The sequence below is a fragment of the Pseudomonas sp. HAR-UPW-AIA-41 genome, from assembly GCF_002304225.1.
Classification (GTDB): Bacteria; Pseudomonadota; Gammaproteobacteria; order Pseudomonadales; family Pseudomonadaceae; genus Aquipseudomonas.
The window spans coordinates 294445-312018 of record NZ_NSLB01000004.1 but is presented as its reverse complement, the minus strand read 5'-3'; the positions used below and the strand labels follow the sequence as shown (position 1 = coordinate 312018).

The window sequence follows — 17574 nt, the reverse complement described above, 5'->3', positions numbered from 1 at the left end:
TCAGCTCAGTCTGCGCGGGTGGGCGAAGGTGATGCGGAAGCAGCTGCCGCCACCTTCGCGAGGTTTGTAGTCGAGGCGTGCCTGGTTGCTTTCGCACAGTTCACGGGAAATATACAGGCCCAGGCCGGTGCCTTTGTTCTCGGTGGTATAGAACGGCTCGAAGATATGCTGTTCCTGCTCCGGAGGGACGCCCGGGCCGTCGTCAAGCACCTCGAGTACCGGCAGGTCGCTTTCCGTGTCGCGGAACAGTTTCATCCATACCTGACCATTACGGTTTTTCTGCGCACTGTAGCGCAGACCGTTCTGCACCAGGTTGCTGAGCACTTGGGTCAGTTGATGCGGGTCCATGCGGGTCTGCAGGCTGCCGCCTTCGGCTTGAATGTGCAGTTGCTGATTGGCCCTGGCGGACTGGCGGAACTCGCTGGCGAAGCGGTGCAGCCAGTACTTGAGGTCAAGCAGCTGGGGTTCGGCCTGGCGGCGGCGTGACAGTTGCAGAATGTTCTCGATGATCAGGTTCATTCGTCGCGACTGATCCTGGATGATCTGTGCCAGGCGCTTGTCGGCCTCCGGTAGCTCATCGGACTCCTGCAGCAGTTGTGCGGCGTGGCTGATGGCGCCGAGAGGGTTGCGGATCTCGTGGGCGATGCCGGCTGTCAGGCGCCCGAGTGAGGCCAGCTTGAGCTGCTGGGCCTGCTGCGCGATAGGGGAAATGTCTTCGAGAAAGATAAGAGTGTTGTTCTGGCCGCCGTCATGCAGGTTGACGAAGCTCGGCTGCAGTACCGGGCCATCCGTGACGGCCTGCAGGCTGTCGGGGCGTAGCGTCGGGTTGCCTTGCCAGTGTTGCAGGCGCTGCACCAGTTCGGGAGTCAGCAGGTCAAGGCGCCGGCCAATCAACTGCGGTTTGCCGAGCAGGCTGAGTGCGCTCTGGTTGGCTTGCAGAACCAAGTGGTTGGCGTCCATGACCAGGATGCCGGTGCGCATACGTTCAAGAATCTGCGCGTTGATGGCCTCCAGGTTGGCAACCTCGGCAGCCCGTTCGGCGGCCAGTTGCTCGCTCTGGCGCAGCTTCTTGCTCAGCCCTTGGACAAACAGGGCTGCGGCAAAGCACAGGGCGCCCAGGGCGCCGACCTGAACGAACTGTCCAGCGGCCGCGGGGCGGCTGAGGCTAAGGTAAAACGTCAGGTAGATCAGTGCCGAAGCGGCAAAGGCGGCAAGCACCAGGCCGATACGGCCGCGTAGCATGAAATTGGCAATCGCTACCGCGACGATCAGCAGGTTGCCGATGCCGCTGGGTGCTCCGCCCGCTGAATAGAACAGCGTCGCCAGCAGGGCGATGTCGCTCAGGGCCAGGGCGAAGGTTTGCGCCAGGCGATCTGGCTGTCGTACCAGCAGGGCGGCGACGGCATTGAAGATCAGGTAGACCCAGCAGCCAATCTCGAACAGTGAGGAGTTGGCCAGGTCGAGCAACTGATCGTGCAGGCTGAGGGAAACCAGTACGGCGAGGACCAGGCCAACAATGATGCGATAGGCATGGTAGAGCCTGAGGATGCGCAGGCTCTGGCTGCTCTCAATGCTGCTGAGCTCAGTCATGCTTGCCCAGGCGTTGGTGCTCCAGGCTGCAGAACCACTGCTCGCCTGTGCTCAGAGCACGGTCCTTGGGCAGATGTGCGTCACAATGAGCGCAGCGCACCGTTGGAGTGGCTTCAGGTTCGGCAGCTGTTTCCTTTCGCGGGGAGGGCTGCTGGAAACGGCGCCACAGCCAGTAGGCCGTTGCAATCAGGGCTATCCAGAAGAGCAGTCGCAGCATGGCAGTTCGTCATGATCGGAGTCGAAGCGGCAGTGTAGCGAAGCGCTTGGGGGGAGCCCAGAGGTCGGGCGTGAAGGCAACAAAAAAGGAGGCCTTGGCCTCCTTTTTGTGCGTCACTCGTCTATCAGTCGAACAGACCGAAGGTCATGTAGCTGAACCAGGAACGATCATCGTTGTTGCCTTCGGCTTCGGCGCCCAGATCTTCTTTGGCTTCGTCGCTTTCATCCTGGTTTTCCGGCTGCAGCTCCTCGGGAATGGCTTCGACAGCATCTTCATACTGCTTGATCACATCCTGGCTGGCGCGGGTCTGGCCCGGCGGCAGCGGTGCATCCGTGTCGATCAGGCCGAGCGTCGCGGTGGCCAGCCAGGAGCGGTTGTCGGCTTCTTCTTCGCGCGGCACAAATGCGCCATCGACCAGGCTCGGGTGGTCCGGATAGTTCTGCTTCAGGGCTTCCAGGCTGGTGGCTGCCAGGTCGTCGAGATGCAGGCGCTGGTAGGCTTCGGTCATGATCGCCAGGCCATCGCCAACGGCAGGGGTTTCCTGGAAGTTTTCCACCACGTAGCGGCCGCGGTTGGCGGCGGCGACATAGGCCTGACGCTTGAGGTAGTAGTTGCCGGCGTGCACTTCATAGGCGGCCAGCAGATTGCGCAGGTAGACCATGCGCGCCTTGGCGTCCGGGGCGTAGCGGCTGTTGGGGTAGCGGCTGGTCAGTTGGGCGAACTCGTTGAACGAGTCGCGGGCGGCACCCGGGTCACGCTTGGTCATGTCCAGCGGCAGGAAGCGCGCCAGCAGGCCGCGGTCCTGATCGAAAGAGGCCAGACCCTTGAGGTAGTAGGCGTAGTCGACGTTGGCGTGCTGCGGGTGCAGGCGGATGAAGCGCTCGGCTGCCGATTTGGCGGCTTCCGGCTCGATGTTCTTGTAGTAGGCGTAGATCAGTTCCAGCTGCGCCTGTTCGGCATAACGGCCGAACGGATAACGCGATTCCAGCGCCTTGAGCTTGGCAATGGCGCTGGAATAGGTCTTATTGTCCAGATCTTCCTGGGCCTGCTGATAGAGCTGCGACTCACTGAGGTTCTCGTCGACCACCTCGTTCGACGAACAGGCAGCGGTAAGTGCCATGAAGGCGATCAGCAGCAGGTGTTTCACTGACATAGCGGCTTGCATCCCTGTGACGGCCGGCTGTCTAGGGGGCCGTCGTCCTGTTATGATGAGCGCCCCAGGTTTCCCGGGGACAAAGACGCCGTATTTAACCACAGCGCACGGCGGTTTCCAAAAGCCGTGCCTCGCCCAGATGTGCCCATGTCCGAGATAATCCAACTACGTGCCGAAGTGCCTTTCGAGATGGGCGGTCAGCGCCTTGACCAGATCGCCGCACAACTCTTTGCTGAACACTCGCGTTCGCGCCTGGCCGGTTGGATCAAGGAAGGGCGCCTGACCGTCGATGGTGCGGTGCTGCGTCCGCGCGATGTGGTGCACTTCGGCTCGGTACTGGAGTTGGAAACCGAGCAGGAGGCCCAGGGTGAGTGGGTGGCGCAGGACATCCCGCTGAACATCGTCTACGAGGACGATGATCTGCTGGTGATCGACAAGCCGGCGGGGCTTGTGGTCCATCCGGCTGCCGGGCATGCCGATGGCACCCTGCTCAATGCCCTGCTGCATCATGTGCCGGACATCATCAATGTGCCGCGCGCCGGTATCGTGCATCGTCTGGACAAGGACACCACAGGTCTCATGGTGGTGGCCAAGACGCTGGAAGCGCACACCCAACTGGTGGCCCAGCTGCAGGCACGCACCGTCAGCCGGATCTACGAATGCATCGTGATCGGCGTGGTCACTTCCGGTGGCACCGTCGATGCCCCCATCGGCCGTAGCTCGGCCAATCGCCAGCGCATGGCGGTGATCGAGGGCGGCAAGCCGGCCGTCAGTCATTACCGCGTGCTTGAGCGCTTCCGCTCGCACACCCATGTGCGGGTCAAGCTGGAAACCGGGCGTACTCACCAGATTCGCGTGCACATGACCTACGCCGGTTTCCCGCTGGTCGGCGATCCGGTATATGCCGGGCGCTTCCGTATTCCGCCGGCGGCCAGCCCGACGCTGGTGCAGACGCTCAGGGAGTTCCCGCGCCAGGCTCTGCACGCCCGTTTCCTGGAACTGAAGCATCCGACCACCGGCAAGCGCATGAAATGGGAATCGCCGTTGCCGGAAGATCTGGTCTGGCTGCTTTCCCTGCTGCGTCAGGATCATGAATCCTTCGTGTGAGCCGCTGAGCCTGGCCGACTGCCTGCTGCCTGAGTGGCCGGCCCCGGCCCGTGTGCGCAGCTGCGTCACCACGCGTGCCGGCGGCGTCAGTCTGCCGCCGTTCGACCGTCTCAATCTCGGTACCCATGTTGGTGACGATGCCGATGCCGTCGCGCAGAACCGCTCCCGGCTGCAGACGTTGCTGGGTTGTCAGCCGACCTGGCTGAATCAGGTGCACAGCCCGGATGTGGTCGAAGCCACGCCTGCTCAGGTGCTCACCGCGGATGCCAGCTGGACGGCCACGCCCGGGGTCGCGGCGCTGGTGATGACGGCCGACTGTCTGCCGGTGCTGTTCTGTGATCGTGCCGGTACCCGTGTTGCCGCCGCCCATGCCGGCTGGCGCGGGCTGGCTGGTGGCGTGCTGGAAAACACGCTCAGGGCCCTGGCGTTCGATCCGGCCGAGACGCTGGTCTGGCTGGGCCCGGCTATTGGTCCTGCGGCTTTCGAAGTCGGCGCCGAAGTGCGCGAGGCCTTTGTGGTCCAGCATGCCGAGGCCGCCTCGGCTTTTGTGCCGGGCGCTCAGGCGGGCAAGTTCATGGCTGATATCTACCAGCTGGCGCGTATCCGCCTGGCGGCCCAGGGCGTCACGGCCGTCTATGGCGGCGGCTTGTGCACGGTCAGCGACGAGCGTTTCTTCTCCTATCGCCGCGCCGCCCGCACCGGGCGTTTTGCCAGTCTGATCTGGCTGGCCAACTGAGCGCCGGGCTGATCCCGGTCAAGATTGGCGGCCTTGAATCGCTGAAAACTGTCCTCATCTAGACTGCAACCCGGCGGGTTTCTGCTCAGGAGTGTGCTGTTGCTCCGGCCCGCCCTACCTAGAGGAAGGATGAATCCATGCGAATCGATCGTTTGACCAGCAAGCTGCAACTGGCCCTTTCCGATGCCCAGTCGCTGGCCGTCGGCCATGATCACCCGGCCATCGAGCCGGTTCACCTGCTGCATGCCCTGCTGGAACAGCAGGGCGGCTCCATCAAGCCGTTGCTGATGCAGGTCGGTTTCGACGTCAATGCCCTGCGTCAGGGGCTGACCAAGGAGCTCGACCAGCTGCCGAAGATCCAGAACCCGACTGGCGACGTGAACCTGTCCCAGGATCTGGCGCGCCTGCTCAACCAGGCAGATCGTCTGGCTCAGCAGAAGGGCGATCAGTTCATTTCCAGCGAGCTGGTGCTGCTCGCCGCGCTGGATGAAAACACCAAGCTGGGCAAGCTGCTGCTGGCTCAGGGCGTGAGCAAGAAAGCCCTGGAAAACGCCATCGCCAACCTGCGCGGCGGTGAGGCGGTGAATGATCCGAACGCCGAGGAGTCGCGCCAGGCGCTGGACAAGTACACCGTCGACCTGACCAAGCGCGCCGAAGACGGCAAGCTCGACCCGGTGATCGGCCGTGATGATGAAATCCGCCGCACCATCCAGGTTCTGCAACGCCGCACCAAGAACAACCCGGTGCTGATCGGCGAGCCCGGCGTCGGCAAGACCGCCATCGTCGAAGGGCTGGCCCAGCGCATCGTCAATGGTGAGGTGCCCGACGGCCTCAAGGATAAGCGTCTGCTGTCGCTGGACATGGGCGCGCTGATTGCCGGTGCCAAGTTCCGCGGCGAATTCGAGGAGCGCCTCAAGGCGGTGCTCAACGAGCTGGGCAAGCAGGAAGGGCGGGTCATTCTGTTCATCGACGAGCTGCACACCATGGTCGGCGCCGGCAAGGCCGAGGGCGCCATGGACGCAGGCAACATGCTCAAGCCTGCGCTGGCCCGTGGCGAGCTGCACTGCGTGGGCGCCACCACGCTGGACGAGTACCGCCAGTACATCGAGAAGGATGCTGCGCTGGAGCGCCGTTTCCAGAAGGTGCTGGTCGATGAGCCGAGCGAAGAAGATACCATCGCCATCCTCCGTGGCCTCAAGGAACGCTACGAGGTGCACCACAAGGTGACCATTACCGACGGTGCCATCATCGCGGCGGCGAAACTGTCGCACCGCTATATCACCGACCGCCAGCTGCCTGACAAGGCCATCGACCTGATCGACGAGGCGGCCAGCCGTATCCGCATGGAGATCGATTCCAAGCCCGAGGAGCTGGATCGTCTGGAGCGTCGTCTGATTCAGTTCAAGGTCGAGCGCGAAGCGCTGAAGAAGGAAGACGATGAGGCTGCCCTCAAGCGTCTGGAAAAACTCAAGGAAGATATTGCCCGCCTGGAGCAGGAGTACGCCGATCTCGAGGAAATCTGGAAGTCGGAGAAGGCCGAGGTGCAAGGCTCGGCGCAGATTCAGCAGCGTATCGAGCAGGCCAAGGCCGAGCTGGAGACCGCCCGACGCAAGGGCGATCTCAACCGCATGGCCGAGCTGCAGTACGGCGTGATTCCCGATCTGGAGCGCAGCCTGCAGATGGTCGACCAGCACGGCAAGAGCGAGAACCAGCTGCTGCGCAACAAGGTCACCGACGAAGAGATTGCCGAGGTGGTGTCCAAGTGGACCGGCATTCCGGTGAGCAAGATGCTCGAAGGGGAGCGCGAGAAGCTGCTGCGCATGGAAGACGACCTGCACAAGCGCGTGATCGGTCAGCACGAGGCGGTGGTGGCGGTGGCCAATGCGGTGCGTCGTTCGCGCGCCGGCCTGTCCGATCCCAACCGGCCCAGCGGCTCCTTCCTCTTCCTCGGCCCGACCGGGGTGGGCAAGACCGAGCTGTGCAAGGCGCTGGCCGAGTTCCTCTTCGATACCGAGGAGGCGCTGGTGCGCATCGACATGTCCGAGTTCATGGAGAAGCACTCGGTGGCTCGCCTGATCGGTGCGCCGCCCGGCTATGTGGGCTACGAGGAGGGTGGTTACCTGACCGAGGCGGTACGCCGCAAACCTTACTCGGTGATCCTCATGGACGAGGTGGAGAAGGCTCACCCGGATGTGTTCAACGTGCTGTTGCAGGTGCTCGAAGATGGTCGCCTGACCGACAGCCAGGGCCGTACCGTGGACTTCAAGAACTGCGTGGTGGTGATGACCTCCAACCTGGGCTCGGCGCAGATCCAGGAGCTGGTCGGTGATCCGGAGGCCCAGCGTGCCGCGGTGATGGATGCCGTCAGCCAGCACTTCCGTCCGGAGTTCATCAACCGCATCGACGAGGTGGTGGTATTCGAGCCGCTGGGGCGTGAGCAGATCGCCGGTATCGCGACTATCCAGATGGCGCGCCTGCGTGCCCGGCTGGCCGAGCGCGAGCTGTCGCTGGAGCTGACCGACGAGGCGCTGGACAAGCTGGTGGCTGTTGGCTTCGACCCGGTCTACGGCGCGCGTCCGCTCAAGCGCGGGATTCAGCGCTGGATCGAGAACCCGCTGGCACAGCAGATCCTGGCCGGCAAGTTCGTTCCCGGCACCGTGATCAAGGCCAAGGTCGACGGCGAGGAGATTGTATTCGCCTGACGCCGCCCGTTAAGCAAAAAGCCCCGCACTGCGGGGCTTTTTTGTGTCTGCAGCTTCAGCTGCGACGGGCGACGATGAACTCCGCCAGTTGCCGCAGCGGCTCGGCGCGCTCATCGAAATCGCGCAGCGCGGCGAGAGCCTGATCGCGCAGTTCGAGGGCATAGGCCTTGGCCGCTTCAAGGCCAAGCAAGGCCGGGTAGGTCGGCTTGTCGTTGGCTTCGTCCTTGCCCTGGGTTTTGCCCAGTGTGGCGGTATCGCTTTCCACATCGAGGATGTCGTCCTGCACCTGGAAAGCCAGGCCGATGGACTGGGCATACTGCTGCAGGGCGTTCAGTTGAATGGCACTGGCCTTGCCGCTGGCCATGGCGCCAAGCACTACGCTGGCTTCGATCAGGGCGCCGGTCTTGTGCCGGTGCATGCGCTCGAGAGCCTGCTGGTCGATCTTGATACCGACGGCGGCGAGGTCGATGGCCTGGCCACCCACCATGCCGGCCGGTCCTGCCGCGCGACTGAGGGTGGCGAGCATGCGCAGGCGCAGGGCGGCATCGGCCGGATTGCCGGCATCACTGCCGAGCACTTCGAAGGCCAGGCTCTGCAATGCATCGCCGGCCAGAATCGCGCAGGCCTCGTCGAAGGCGATATGAGTGGTTGGCTGGCCGCGGCGCAGGTCATCGTCGTCCATGGCGGGCAGGTCGTCATGCACCAGCGAGTAAGCGTGGATCAGCTCCACCGCGCAGGCGGCACCATCGGCCTGTGCCAGATCGCCGCCGAGGGATTCGCAGGCGGCGTAGACCAGTAGCGGGCGCACGCGCTTGCCACCATTGATCACGCTGTAGCGCATGGCGGCATAGAGTCGCTCAAGGTCGCTGGCGGGTGCCTGGAACAGGCGTTCGAGGGCGGCGTCGACGCGCTGCTGGCTGCGTTGCTGGTAGGCGGCGAACATCAGGCGTCTCCGGCCTCGAAGGGGGCTTCCTCCAGCTCGCCATCGCGTTCCAGCAGGATCTGCACCTTCTGTTCGGCCTGGGTCAGGGCGCTCTGGCAGTCCCGGGTCAGGCGGATGCCCTGCTCGAAAGCGCTCAGCGACTCTTCCAGCGGCAGCTCGCTGCTTTCCAGGCGCTCAACCAGTGCTTGCAGTTCGCTCAGGGATTGCTCGAAATCGAGCGTGGCTTTCTTGCGGGCCATGGGGGACTACTTCTCGTGGGCTGTCGGAACCGGCGCGACACTAGCAGAGGGCGGCGCAGCGGGCAAATCAGGCCAGGCTGGCCGCATTGAGCTGCGTAGCCGGTTGCGGGCGACCGTAGTAATAGCCCTGCAGCCGCTGGCAGCCGTTGAGCTGGAGGAAGGCTGCCTGCCGTTCGTTTTCCACGCCTTCGGCTATCACTTCCACGCCCAGTTGCGCGGCCATGGTCAGGATGCCGCGCACCAGTGCTACCGACTGGGTGCTGTCTGGCAGGTCGGCGACGAACTGACGGTCGATCTTGATACCGTCGAAGTGGAATTGCTGCAGGTAGGTCAGCGAGGCGTAGCCGGTACCGAAGTCGTCCAACAGCAGCGGTAGACCGGCCTGCTTCAGGCGTGCCAGGCTGTCACGCACCGCCGGTCCGTCGCTGAGCAGGGCGCTTTCGGTGACCTCCAGCTCGAGCCAGTCGGGGTTGACCTGTTCTTCGGCGAGAATCGCCAGCAGCCGCCCGGCCAGATCGTCCTGGCTGAAATCCAGTGGCGACAGGTTGATGGCCACGCGCCAGTCGAGGCCGGCCAAGTGCCACTGGCGCACCTGACGACAGGCCATGCGCACGATCTTGGGTGTGGTTTCGAGAATCAGGCCGCTGTCCTCCAGAACCGGAATGAATTCGTTCGGCGCGACCAAGCCGCGGCTGGGCGAGTGCCATCGAAGCAGTGCTTCCATCGCCAATGGCTGGCCGGAGGGTGAAACCTGAGGCTGGTAGAACAGTTCGAACTCGTCGCGCTGGATGGCGAGTCGTAGTTCGGCTTCAAGCATCTGTCGAAGCTCGGTGGCTTCGCTCAGTCTCGGACTGTAAAGCGCCATGTTGTTACGCCCGCTGTCTTTGGCTGCATAAAGCGCAAGGTCTGCCTGCTTGAGCAGTTCGCTGGCATTGCTCGGCTGGCCACCGTGCAGCGTCAGGCCAATGCTGGGGGTGATGTTGAAATGGTACTGGCGAACCTGAAAGGGAGCTTTGAAGGCGGCGAGCAGGGCTTCACCAAGGGCTTGAGCGCTGCTGCGTTCGGCACCTTCGAGCAGGCAGACAAATTCGTCTCCACCACTGCGGCCAAGCAGGCAGTGGGGGGGCATGAGTGGCTTGAGTCGCTCGGCGATTTCTACCAGCAGGCGGTCACCCAGCTCGTGGCCATGGATGTCGTTAATGCGCTTGAAGTGGTCGATATCGAGGAACAGCAGGGCCAGGCGGCTGCCGGCGGCGAGCAGTTGCTCCAGACGCTGCTGCAGCTGGTGGCGGTTGGCCAGTTGAGTCAGTGGATCGAAGTGGGCCAGAAAGCGCAGGCGCTGTTCGGCCAGTTTGCGATCGCTGATATCACGTAGCAGTACCAGATAATGCTTTTCTCCTTCGCGCAGGAAGGGCGTCATGGAGATTTCCAGGGAGGTTTCGTGGCCATTGCGCAGCGTGGTGAATTCAAGATTACTGCTGGCCGGAGCCTGGATCAGCCGCTCCCAGCAGCCACCCCCGAGCAGTCGATCCTGTGGCAAGTTGCCTTGCAGGTCCCTAGGCGTACAGGCGAACAGCTTGGCTGCCGCCGGATTAGCCTGCTCTACCCGTAGTTCGTGATCGACCACCATCATGCCGATCGGTGCGGTGTCGATCAGCGTGCTCAGCAGTTTCTGGCTCTCGCGCAGCGTGTGCTGCTGGCGCTGCAGTTGCTCGAACATGAGGTTGAAGCTGCTGGCCAGCTGGCTGATCTCATCGTTGCCAGAGATTTCGGCGTGGGCATCCTCTGCGCCGAGAGCAAAACGCTGGGTCGCCTGCTCGATAGCTGCCAGGCGGCGAGTCACCAGCAGGTGGTACAGGGCGTTGAGTACCAGCCCGAGGGTCAGTAGCAGGAGCAGAACTTGCCCTATGAACAGCCAGGTGTTGTGACTGGTTAGTCGCAGTTGTTCGGCAAAGTCGAAACTGACCAGTAATACATGACTGCCCTGGCGGTCGAGCGGGTAGATTGCGAGAAAACGCTCGTCACTTTGGGCAATCCAGTGGGCCTTGGTGCTGGCGCCATGGCGGGCCAGGTCGGCGTGGCTGAGGCCGGTCAGACTGGTCAGCTCAAGGCCTAGACGGGTTGCCGCGACAATCTGTTGCTCGGCATCGATTACCATGGCCCAGCGGACATTGGCCAGGCTGCCCAGGTCAGCTAGCTCGGTTTGCAGCTCTTCACTGCGACCTTGGCGCAAGTGATCGGCCAGGCTGCTCTGCAGCAAGGCCAGGGTCTGTTCGCTGTGTTGGCGCCAGTTGCGCATTTCGGCACTGCTGCGTAACGGCAATTCGATACTCAATAGCAGCAGGCTGAACATCAGGGCAAAAAGGCCGAGCAGCAGGGGTAAAGAGCGACGCAGCGATAGTTGAGTCAGCATGCATCACCCTGACAGCTGTTGGGGAGCATCTGGCGGATATTCGCCGGTTTGCTCTGAAGTTGGCGGCTGAAGAGGTACTGGTTGAGGCGCTGCATGCTGCGCTGTAACTCGCCGTCCTTGACCAGTTGCTGATTGAGGGTGGCATCTCCCATCTGCAGGCCTGAGAGCGTCACTTCCAACTCATTCTGACTAAGGCCCAGACGACGCTCCAGGCGTTGATCATGGCTGGCCCGTTGGTGCTGCCACTCCTTGAGACTGGTGAACCACAGTGCGCGCAGCCGTTTTGCCTGCTCAGAGGTGATGGTATGTGGGTTGATCACCAGTACATCGACGATTTCGTTTGGTAGCGCGCGACTATCCAGCAGTCGGTGGGCATTCAGCTCCGCGAAATCCAGACTGGCCGAGGCAAAGTTGATTGCTGCATCAATCTGGTCATTCTGCAAGGCAGTCAGATGTTCGTTGATCGGCATGTCCAGTACCCGCACATCCGTGCGGTTTAGCTTGGCCAGATCCAGAGTGCGGGAGAGGAAGTAGGCACCCAATGCACTATTTTCCACGCCGATCTGCTTGCCGCGTAGTTCACTCAGCTGCGTGATAGAGCGTTTGGCGAACAGCACATCGGCGCCGGTCGAGACGTCTGCTACTAGAAGTATTTCTACGGGCTGACCGCTGCTTTGCAGGATCAAGGCTTCGTCGAGGGTCAGCAGAGCGGCATCCAGCATGCCATTTCGGTAGCCGCGAAGTACGCCTGTGGCGTGGGGATATTCGACTAGGCGTAAGTGACCTTGCTGCATCCAGCCGAGATCATCAGCCAGATACAGTGGCGCATAGCCGAGCCAGCGATTGGCGCCTATGCGCACGGTATCTTTCGGCTCGCTACAGCCTGCCAGCAGACCAAGGATCAGGGCGATGGCAACAAAACGAGGCATCCTGCCGCTCCGCGGAGATCAGCCTGCACCTTAACCCATGAAGTTAGTGGGGGGAACATCCATAACAACCGCGAGCCTCAGATTTTTCGGCTAGAGCCGGTTAATGCTGATGTTATCCAGGAACAGCGATTGGTCTGAGCGAGTTCCAAGCACAAGCAGTTCCATGCGTCGATAAGTACCAGCCGGCACCTGGAAACTCTGCTGCAACTGACTCCAGACCCCGCCCTTGGTATTCACCACGCCGAGTGACAGCGTACGAGCATTGCCGGACGTATCTTCAAGGTAGAGGTAGGCATAGGACAGCGCCGTGACGCTGGCAGTGCGGCTTACCATCACGTCAGCACTAAAGCGATACGACAAGCCTGGCTGCACCTTGCCGGCTAGCAACAGGCTGGCTCCAGTACCGTCGGCCTTACGCGCATAAACCTCCAGCGACTTGCCCGTTGCCGCCAGCGCAGTGAGCCGATTGCTGCCGTAGAATCCGGTCCATTCCCCCATCACGCTGTCGAACGTCCAGATAAATGCCGCTGGTGTCACTGGCTTGATTGCGGTGGTGGGCGTTATTTCGTCGAGCTGGACTTCATCCAGAAGTACACCCAGGCGGTTCATGCTTAGTAGGCCCAGGTAGGTGTTACGGATGACTGTTGGTGGCGGCTGGTAGATAAAGGTCATCTCGATGGGCGTGAACTCGCTACTGGTCACCGACTTGATCGTACCGTTGGCGCTGTTGTAGCTGATGCCGGCATTATCTTCGTGGACCATGCCCAGGAAAACATTGCCGCGCACGTTGGTGCCCTTGAGCATGACCTTGGCTTTCAACCGGTAGGTGGCGCCAACCTTGAGCACGCCGACAGAGGTGGCGAGCATGTCGTCGCGACCAGCCGGAAGGTCGAATTGCAACGCGTCGTCACGACAATTTTTACCTACGTTTAGTTGGCTCAGCTTGGCCACATTAAGCAAGGTTTTCCAACCATCCAGAGTGCGAAATTCGCTGTTGGTTACCAAGCCGGTGAGGGTTGGTTTGGTACACCAGGCCGTTATCGGCGGTGTTACGGGCGTGGCCGGTGTGGTTGGTTTAGTGGGTGTGGTCGGCGTGCTGGTCGGGTTGATCGTTTCGGGTACTTTGGTCGGACGCAGTGAGGCGATCTGTGTGGCCATATCGTTGAGCGCGCGAGCGGCGTCAGCAAAGCTGGCGCGGCCACATGCCTGGTTGGCACAGGTACTGTCGCTCAGGGCGGGAGTGGAAAATAACGGCGCTTGCACCGGAGCATTAAACGCTTGAGGGTAGGCCATGATGGTCGCGAAGCGACCCTGTATACCGTAGCCGCGCCCCCATTCAAAGGTTCCTTGGTGAATGCCACGGGCCAGGTAGGTGTAGTAACCCTCGGTTTGATCCTGCTCGTACGAGTGACGCAATCCCAGATTGTGGCCGATCTCGTGAGCCATGGTGCTAAGACTGCAATCCACGCCGGTAATGCCGTAGGCACTTGCCCAGGCGCCACTCTGGAACGTGCTGCTGTTCTTCGGCCCGGAGAGCACGTAGCCGATGCCGCACACGCCATAGCCCTGACCCACTTGGGTGCGGCTGATCAGTTGTACTACGTCGGCACCGTAGGTTTCACGAAGTTGCTGTACCCGTGGGTCGGCAGCGAACGCAGACAGATCTTTCGCAGAGATGGTCGGGTAACTGGCCCAGGTTAGCTGTTGCCGGTTGACCAAGCGCAGACGCAGGTTGACGTTGCTCTTCTTGAATGCGTTGTTGGCGAATTCGATGTAGCTGGCGATGCGGGCGTCAATGTCGCGTCCATTAGGCAGGGCTTGCGCCTCTTTGGTGTAGAGCACCAGCAGATCGACGGTGCGCAATTCGGTGGCAGCTTGAGTGGCTGGGGTCAGCAAGAGCATGGCCAGGCAGGCGAATAGTTTTTTCATGGTTTCTAATCCTGTAGCGCTCAGCCGCGGGTTGGCGGTGGGAGTGGCTGCAACGGCGTGGATTCAGGGGTAATGAGGGCGTCTGGGGTGGCGCGCAGCAGTAGCTCGTTCTGGTCAGTCATCAGCGTGCTGCCCGTGGCGTTGTCCACTACAAATGACAGGGTCTTATCGCGTGTGGCGACGGTGATATGGGTCTCAACCTGACCGCGTACGACGGTCAGCGAGTCCTCTGGCTGCCCCCCTTGTACCGATCCACTCCAAACTGCGACGCCGGTGTTGTGGGTCTCGTCCAGTTTGGCTCGCAGCGGCTCTTTGCGACCTGGAACGGCCAGCTGCAAGGTCTTGCCGACGGCCAACATGCCAAGGACGGAAACCGGCATGCGGGTGTGGTACAGGGTCATTTCATCTTGCTGCTCGGGTACCAGCGAGCTGCTGTCCCAAAGCTCAATCACATCGTCGGTCTGTGCGGCCGCGCTTGACGTTACTTCTTGGAATGATGTGCTCGCGAGCGACTCCGCTGCGCCAGCCGATGGCATGACTAGCGGTTTGGATGGCGGTAAACCGGTTGCTGACGCATTGGTCTGGGCTGGTGGTAGCCGATCAGGGGAAACAGCAGCGACGTTGGTCGCAGAAGAATCGTGCAGTAAGAGTGCAACCGTTGCAGTTGAGGCAAGCACGGCTACCGCTAGATAGAGCAGGGTTCGAGGCATGGGCCACCTTCCTACGTTCAGCCCGCTGTAGCGGGTTGGAGCGAAACCACGGAAGAGCATCTCTGACAACCGCGGAACAGGTTAAACCGTCATACAACAACGGTTGGCTGTTCATTTTATTGACGCCAAAATATTGATAGCACAATGCCTTCATTGCTAATAAAGATGAATTCGCTATAGGAGAGCCCTTGCAGCGAGATCTATAAGCTTATAAGGCTGTATGTCACTTCGTATCCGCTCTAGATTGAGTGCCAGCAAGGCCTTGAGCATGGGCAAGGGCAGCCCTCCTGCGTGTGTCGACTGCGCAGATCATTGGGTATGCGGTCGGTAGCCAGGACATGAAAGCGCACCATCCAGATTCTTTAGTCGGCTGCTGTAAACATTGATGCTCTGGATGTGAAATCCACCCTGCCGCCCCTTCGCGACGTACCGCCAGCCCTTCGGTCAGTGCTTCGCTGCAGTTCGCTCAGTGATGAGTCTTGCGCAACTAGGTTCATCACTGTCTGTCAGCGGGATGCTGCTACGAAAACGTGCTCGGTAGCGCAGCCCGCGTAGTTCATGACTCCAGACTCAAGGGCAGCTGTCGTGCTTTCGTCTGGAAATGTGGCCACTGGCACAGTGCAGGAAGGGGGCGTTTAGGCAGTTTGGTGGTCCCGGCTTCGGGAAGTGCTGGCGGAGCAGTGCACTTTGGCGAGACGTTAAGTGGCTCGGTTAAGCCTGCTGGTGGCAAAGGCTTGTCCATCGCAGGCTGTCTTGCGAGATGCCTGCTGGCTTCAATAACTGGCAAAGTCATAGGCATAAAAAAGCCGGCTTGTGGCCGGCTTTTAGGGGGTGGTTCAGGCTTATTTTTGGTAAGCCGCAACCGCCTTGGTAATTGCTGTGCGGGCTTCTTCGGCGTTGCCCCAGCCTTCGACCTTGACCCACTTGCCCTTCTCGAGATCCTTGTAGTTCTCGAAGAAGTGCTTGATCTGCTCCAGCAGCAGCGGAGGCAGGTCGGTGTATTCCTGTACGTCTTTGTAGATCTGAGTCAGCTTGTCGTGCGGTACGGCGATCAGCTTGGCATCACCGCCTGCTTCGTCGGTCATGTTCAGCACGCCGACCGGACGGCAGCGGATGACCGAGCCCGGGGCAACCGGATACGGGGTTACGACCAGCACGTCGAGGGGATCACCGTCGTCGGCCAGGGTGTGCGGGATGAAACCGTAGTTGGCCGGGTAGAACATCGGGGTGGCCATGAAACGATCGACGAACAGGCAGTCGGTGTCGTGATCGATTTCGTATTTGATCGGCGCGTGGTTGGCCGGAATTTCGATGGCCACGTAGATGTCGTTCGGCAGGTCTTTGCCGGCCGGGATCTTGCTGAAGCTCATGGGGCGTCTCCTGAGAGGCTGGCCAAAAAAGTGGCGGGATTATAGGCACATTGCCTTGGGGCGGCTAGTCAGACTTTCGTGGGCTGGCGTAGGCCGGATGGCTGGCCTGCAGTTGCTGCAACCGCTGCAGCGGGTCCTGACGATAGAACAGGCTGAGCTGCTGGTAGACCTCGGCGAAAGCCTGGTGCAGCAGGTCGGGGGCGCTGAAGAAATACTCGCTGGTGACGGCGAAGAACTCCGCCGGGTCTTCCGCGGCATAGGGGTCGATGGCCGTGTGGGCATGCGGGTTTGCGTCGAGCTGGGCATTGAGTCGGTCATAAGCGTGCTGCATGGCACCGGCCCAGTCGCTGATGCGCATATCGGCGTGCAGCGGGGGCAGGCCGTTGGGCGAGCCGTTGAGCATGTCCAGCTTGTGCGCCAGTTCGTGGATCACCAGGTTGTAGGCATCCCAGCCGCCGCTGCCGGTGACACCCGGCCAGGCCAGGATCACCGGCCCCTGCAGCCAGGCTTCGCCGCTGTGTTCGGCGTCCCACTGGTGTTCGACGCCGCTGGCATCGCGATGACGCTGCGGGCTGACGAAGTCGTCCGGGTACAGGACGATTTCGTGAAAGCCCTGATACCAGTCCAGCTCCGGCAACTCCAGGATCGGCAACTGGGCCATGGCTGCCAGGCACAGGCGGTCGGTCGGGTCGAGCTGCAGGCCGCCGAGGCAGGTCAGGTGTTTATCCAGCAGGAACAGCGCGCTGCGCTCGCGCAGGCGCTGCAGGGCGTCCGGCGTCAGCCCGTCGAGTATCGGCAGGCGCTGCAGGACAGCCTGCCAGTCGGCATCGCTGACCGGGTAGCGGCGCAGGCGCCGCTGCCGCCACCACTGGCGCAGCGCGTGGAGCATCTCAGGCCGCCTTGGCCTGCTGGCGACGGTGCTGCAGCCAGCCGATCAGCATGGGCAGCAGGGAAAAGCCGATCACGCCGATGATCATCAGGGTCAGGTTGTCGCGGATGATCGGCAGGTTGCCGAAGAAGTAGCCCAGGGTGCACAGGCCGCCGACCCACAGCAGCGTGCCGGCCACGCTGAAGAACACGAAGCGGCGATAGGGCATGTGGCCCAGACCGGCGACGAAGGGGGCGAAGGTGCGCACGATCGGCAGGAAGCGGGCGATGGTCACTGTCTTACCGCCGTGGCGGGCATAAAAGGCCTCGGTGTAGACCAGGTACTCGCGGCGGAAGATTTTCGAGTCGGGGTTGGCGAACAGGCGCTTGCCCAGCTTGCGGCCGACCCAGTAGTTGGTGCTGTCGCCAAGGATGGCGGCGACGCACAGGCTGCCAATCAGGATATTGATGTCCAGACCGCCCATGGCACCCAGTGCGCCAGCGAGGAACAGCAGCGAATCGCCGGGGAGGAAGGGCATGACCACCAGACCGGTTTCACAGAAGATCACTGCGAAGAGGATGAAATAGATCCAGGTACCGTACTGGGTGACCAGCATCTCCAGGTAGGTGTCCAGGTGCAGGATCAGGTCGATGGGGTTGAATTCCATG

15 protein-coding genes are annotated in these 17574 nt (G+C 61.7%); 3 read left to right on the top strand and 12 right to left on the bottom strand.

What is annotated here, in order from left to right:
* The 3 genes from CK486_RS10695 to CK486_RS10685 form a co-directional block, all read right to left on the bottom strand.
* Complete coding sequence (locus CK486_RS10695; RefSeq protein ID WP_095940279.1) at nt 1–1590, bottom strand: PAS domain-containing sensor histidine kinase; 1590 nt, start codon at nt 1588–1590, stop codon at nt 1–3.
* A complete protein-coding gene (locus CK486_RS10690) occupies nt 1583–1807 on the bottom strand; it encodes a PP0621 family protein (protein ID WP_095940278.1) in 225 nt (74 codons plus the stop codon). The genes CK486_RS10695 and CK486_RS10690 overlap by 8 nt, the downstream gene beginning before the upstream one ends.
* Nucleotides 1808–1931: 124 nt before the next feature.
* Nucleotides 1932–2960: an outer membrane protein assembly factor BamD gene (locus CK486_RS10685; protein ID WP_095940277.1), complete on the bottom strand. Its 1029-nt coding sequence runs from the start codon at nt 2958–2960 to the stop codon at nt 1932–1934.
* 147 nt (nt 2961–3107) lie between these two features.
* On the opposite strand from CK486_RS10685, the gene rluD reads away from it, so the two are divergent.
* From rluD to clpB, 3 genes are all read left to right on the top strand, one after another.
* Nucleotides 3108–4067: a 23S rRNA pseudouridine(1911/1915/1917) synthase RluD gene (gene rluD / locus CK486_RS10680; RefSeq protein WP_095940276.1), complete on the top strand. Its 960-nt coding sequence runs from the start codon at nt 3108–3110 to the stop codon at nt 4065–4067.
* A complete protein-coding gene (gene pgeF, locus CK486_RS10675) occupies nt 4051–4803 on the top strand; it encodes a peptidoglycan editing factor PgeF (protein ID WP_095940275.1) in 753 nt (250 codons plus the stop codon). Before rluD ends, pgeF begins: the two co-directional genes overlap by 17 nt.
* Nucleotides 4804–4940: 137 nt before the next feature.
* Entirely contained in the window at nt 4941–7505 is a 2565-nt protein-coding gene (gene clpB / locus CK486_RS10670; RefSeq protein WP_095940274.1) for an ATP-dependent chaperone ClpB, read from the top strand.
* A 55-nt stretch (nt 7506–7560) separates the two neighbouring features.
* Here clpB and ispA read toward each other — a convergent pair whose 3' ends face one another.
* The 9 genes from ispA to CK486_RS10625 form a co-directional block, all read right to left on the bottom strand.
* Nucleotides 7561–8448 (bottom strand): (2E,6E)-farnesyl diphosphate synthase, encoded by an 888-nt coding sequence (gene ispA, locus CK486_RS10665; protein ID WP_095940273.1) that lies wholly within the window; start codon nt 8446–8448, stop codon nt 7561–7563.
* Nucleotides 8448–8687, bottom strand: a complete 240-nt coding sequence (locus CK486_RS10660) for an exodeoxyribonuclease VII small subunit (protein ID WP_095940272.1) — start codon at nt 8685–8687, stop codon at nt 8448–8450. The genes ispA and CK486_RS10660 overlap by 1 nt, the downstream gene beginning before the upstream one ends.
* A 67-nt stretch (nt 8688–8754) precedes the next feature.
* A complete protein-coding gene (locus CK486_RS10655) occupies nt 8755–11100 on the bottom strand; it encodes a bifunctional diguanylate cyclase/phosphodiesterase (RefSeq protein WP_095940271.1) in 2346 nt (781 codons plus the stop codon).
* Entirely contained in the window at nt 11094–12029 is a 936-nt protein-coding gene (locus tag CK486_RS10650; RefSeq protein WP_095940270.1) for an ABC transporter substrate-binding protein, read from the bottom strand. Before CK486_RS10650 ends, CK486_RS10655 begins: the two co-directional genes overlap by 7 nt.
* 90 nt (nt 12030–12119) lie before the next feature.
* A complete protein-coding gene (locus CK486_RS10645; protein WP_095940269.1) occupies nt 12120–13958 on the bottom strand; it encodes a zinc-dependent metalloprotease family protein in 1839 nt (612 codons plus the stop codon).
* Between the two features lie 20 nt (nt 13959–13978).
* A complete protein-coding gene (locus CK486_RS10640; RefSeq protein WP_141248898.1) occupies nt 13979–14668 on the bottom strand; it encodes a hypothetical protein in 690 nt (229 codons plus the stop codon).
* A gap of 842 nt (nt 14669–15510) precedes the next feature.
* The gene (ppa, locus tag CK486_RS10635) at nt 15511–16038 is read right to left on the bottom strand and encodes an inorganic diphosphatase (protein ID WP_095940267.1); all 528 of its coding nucleotides are present in this window, start codon (nt 16036–16038) and stop codon (nt 15511–15513) included.
* A 64-nt stretch (nt 16039–16102) separates the two neighbouring features.
* Nucleotides 16103–16927, bottom strand: coding sequence for a zinc-dependent peptidase (locus CK486_RS10630; protein ID WP_095940266.1), 825 nt, complete (start codon nt 16925–16927; stop codon nt 16103–16105).
* A gap of 1 nt (nt 16928) precedes the next feature.
* Nucleotides 16929–17573: a DedA family protein gene (locus CK486_RS10625; RefSeq protein ID WP_095940265.1), complete on the bottom strand. Its 645-nt coding sequence runs from the start codon at nt 17571–17573 to the stop codon at nt 16929–16931.
* Between the last annotated feature and the right edge of the window lies 1 nt (nt 17574).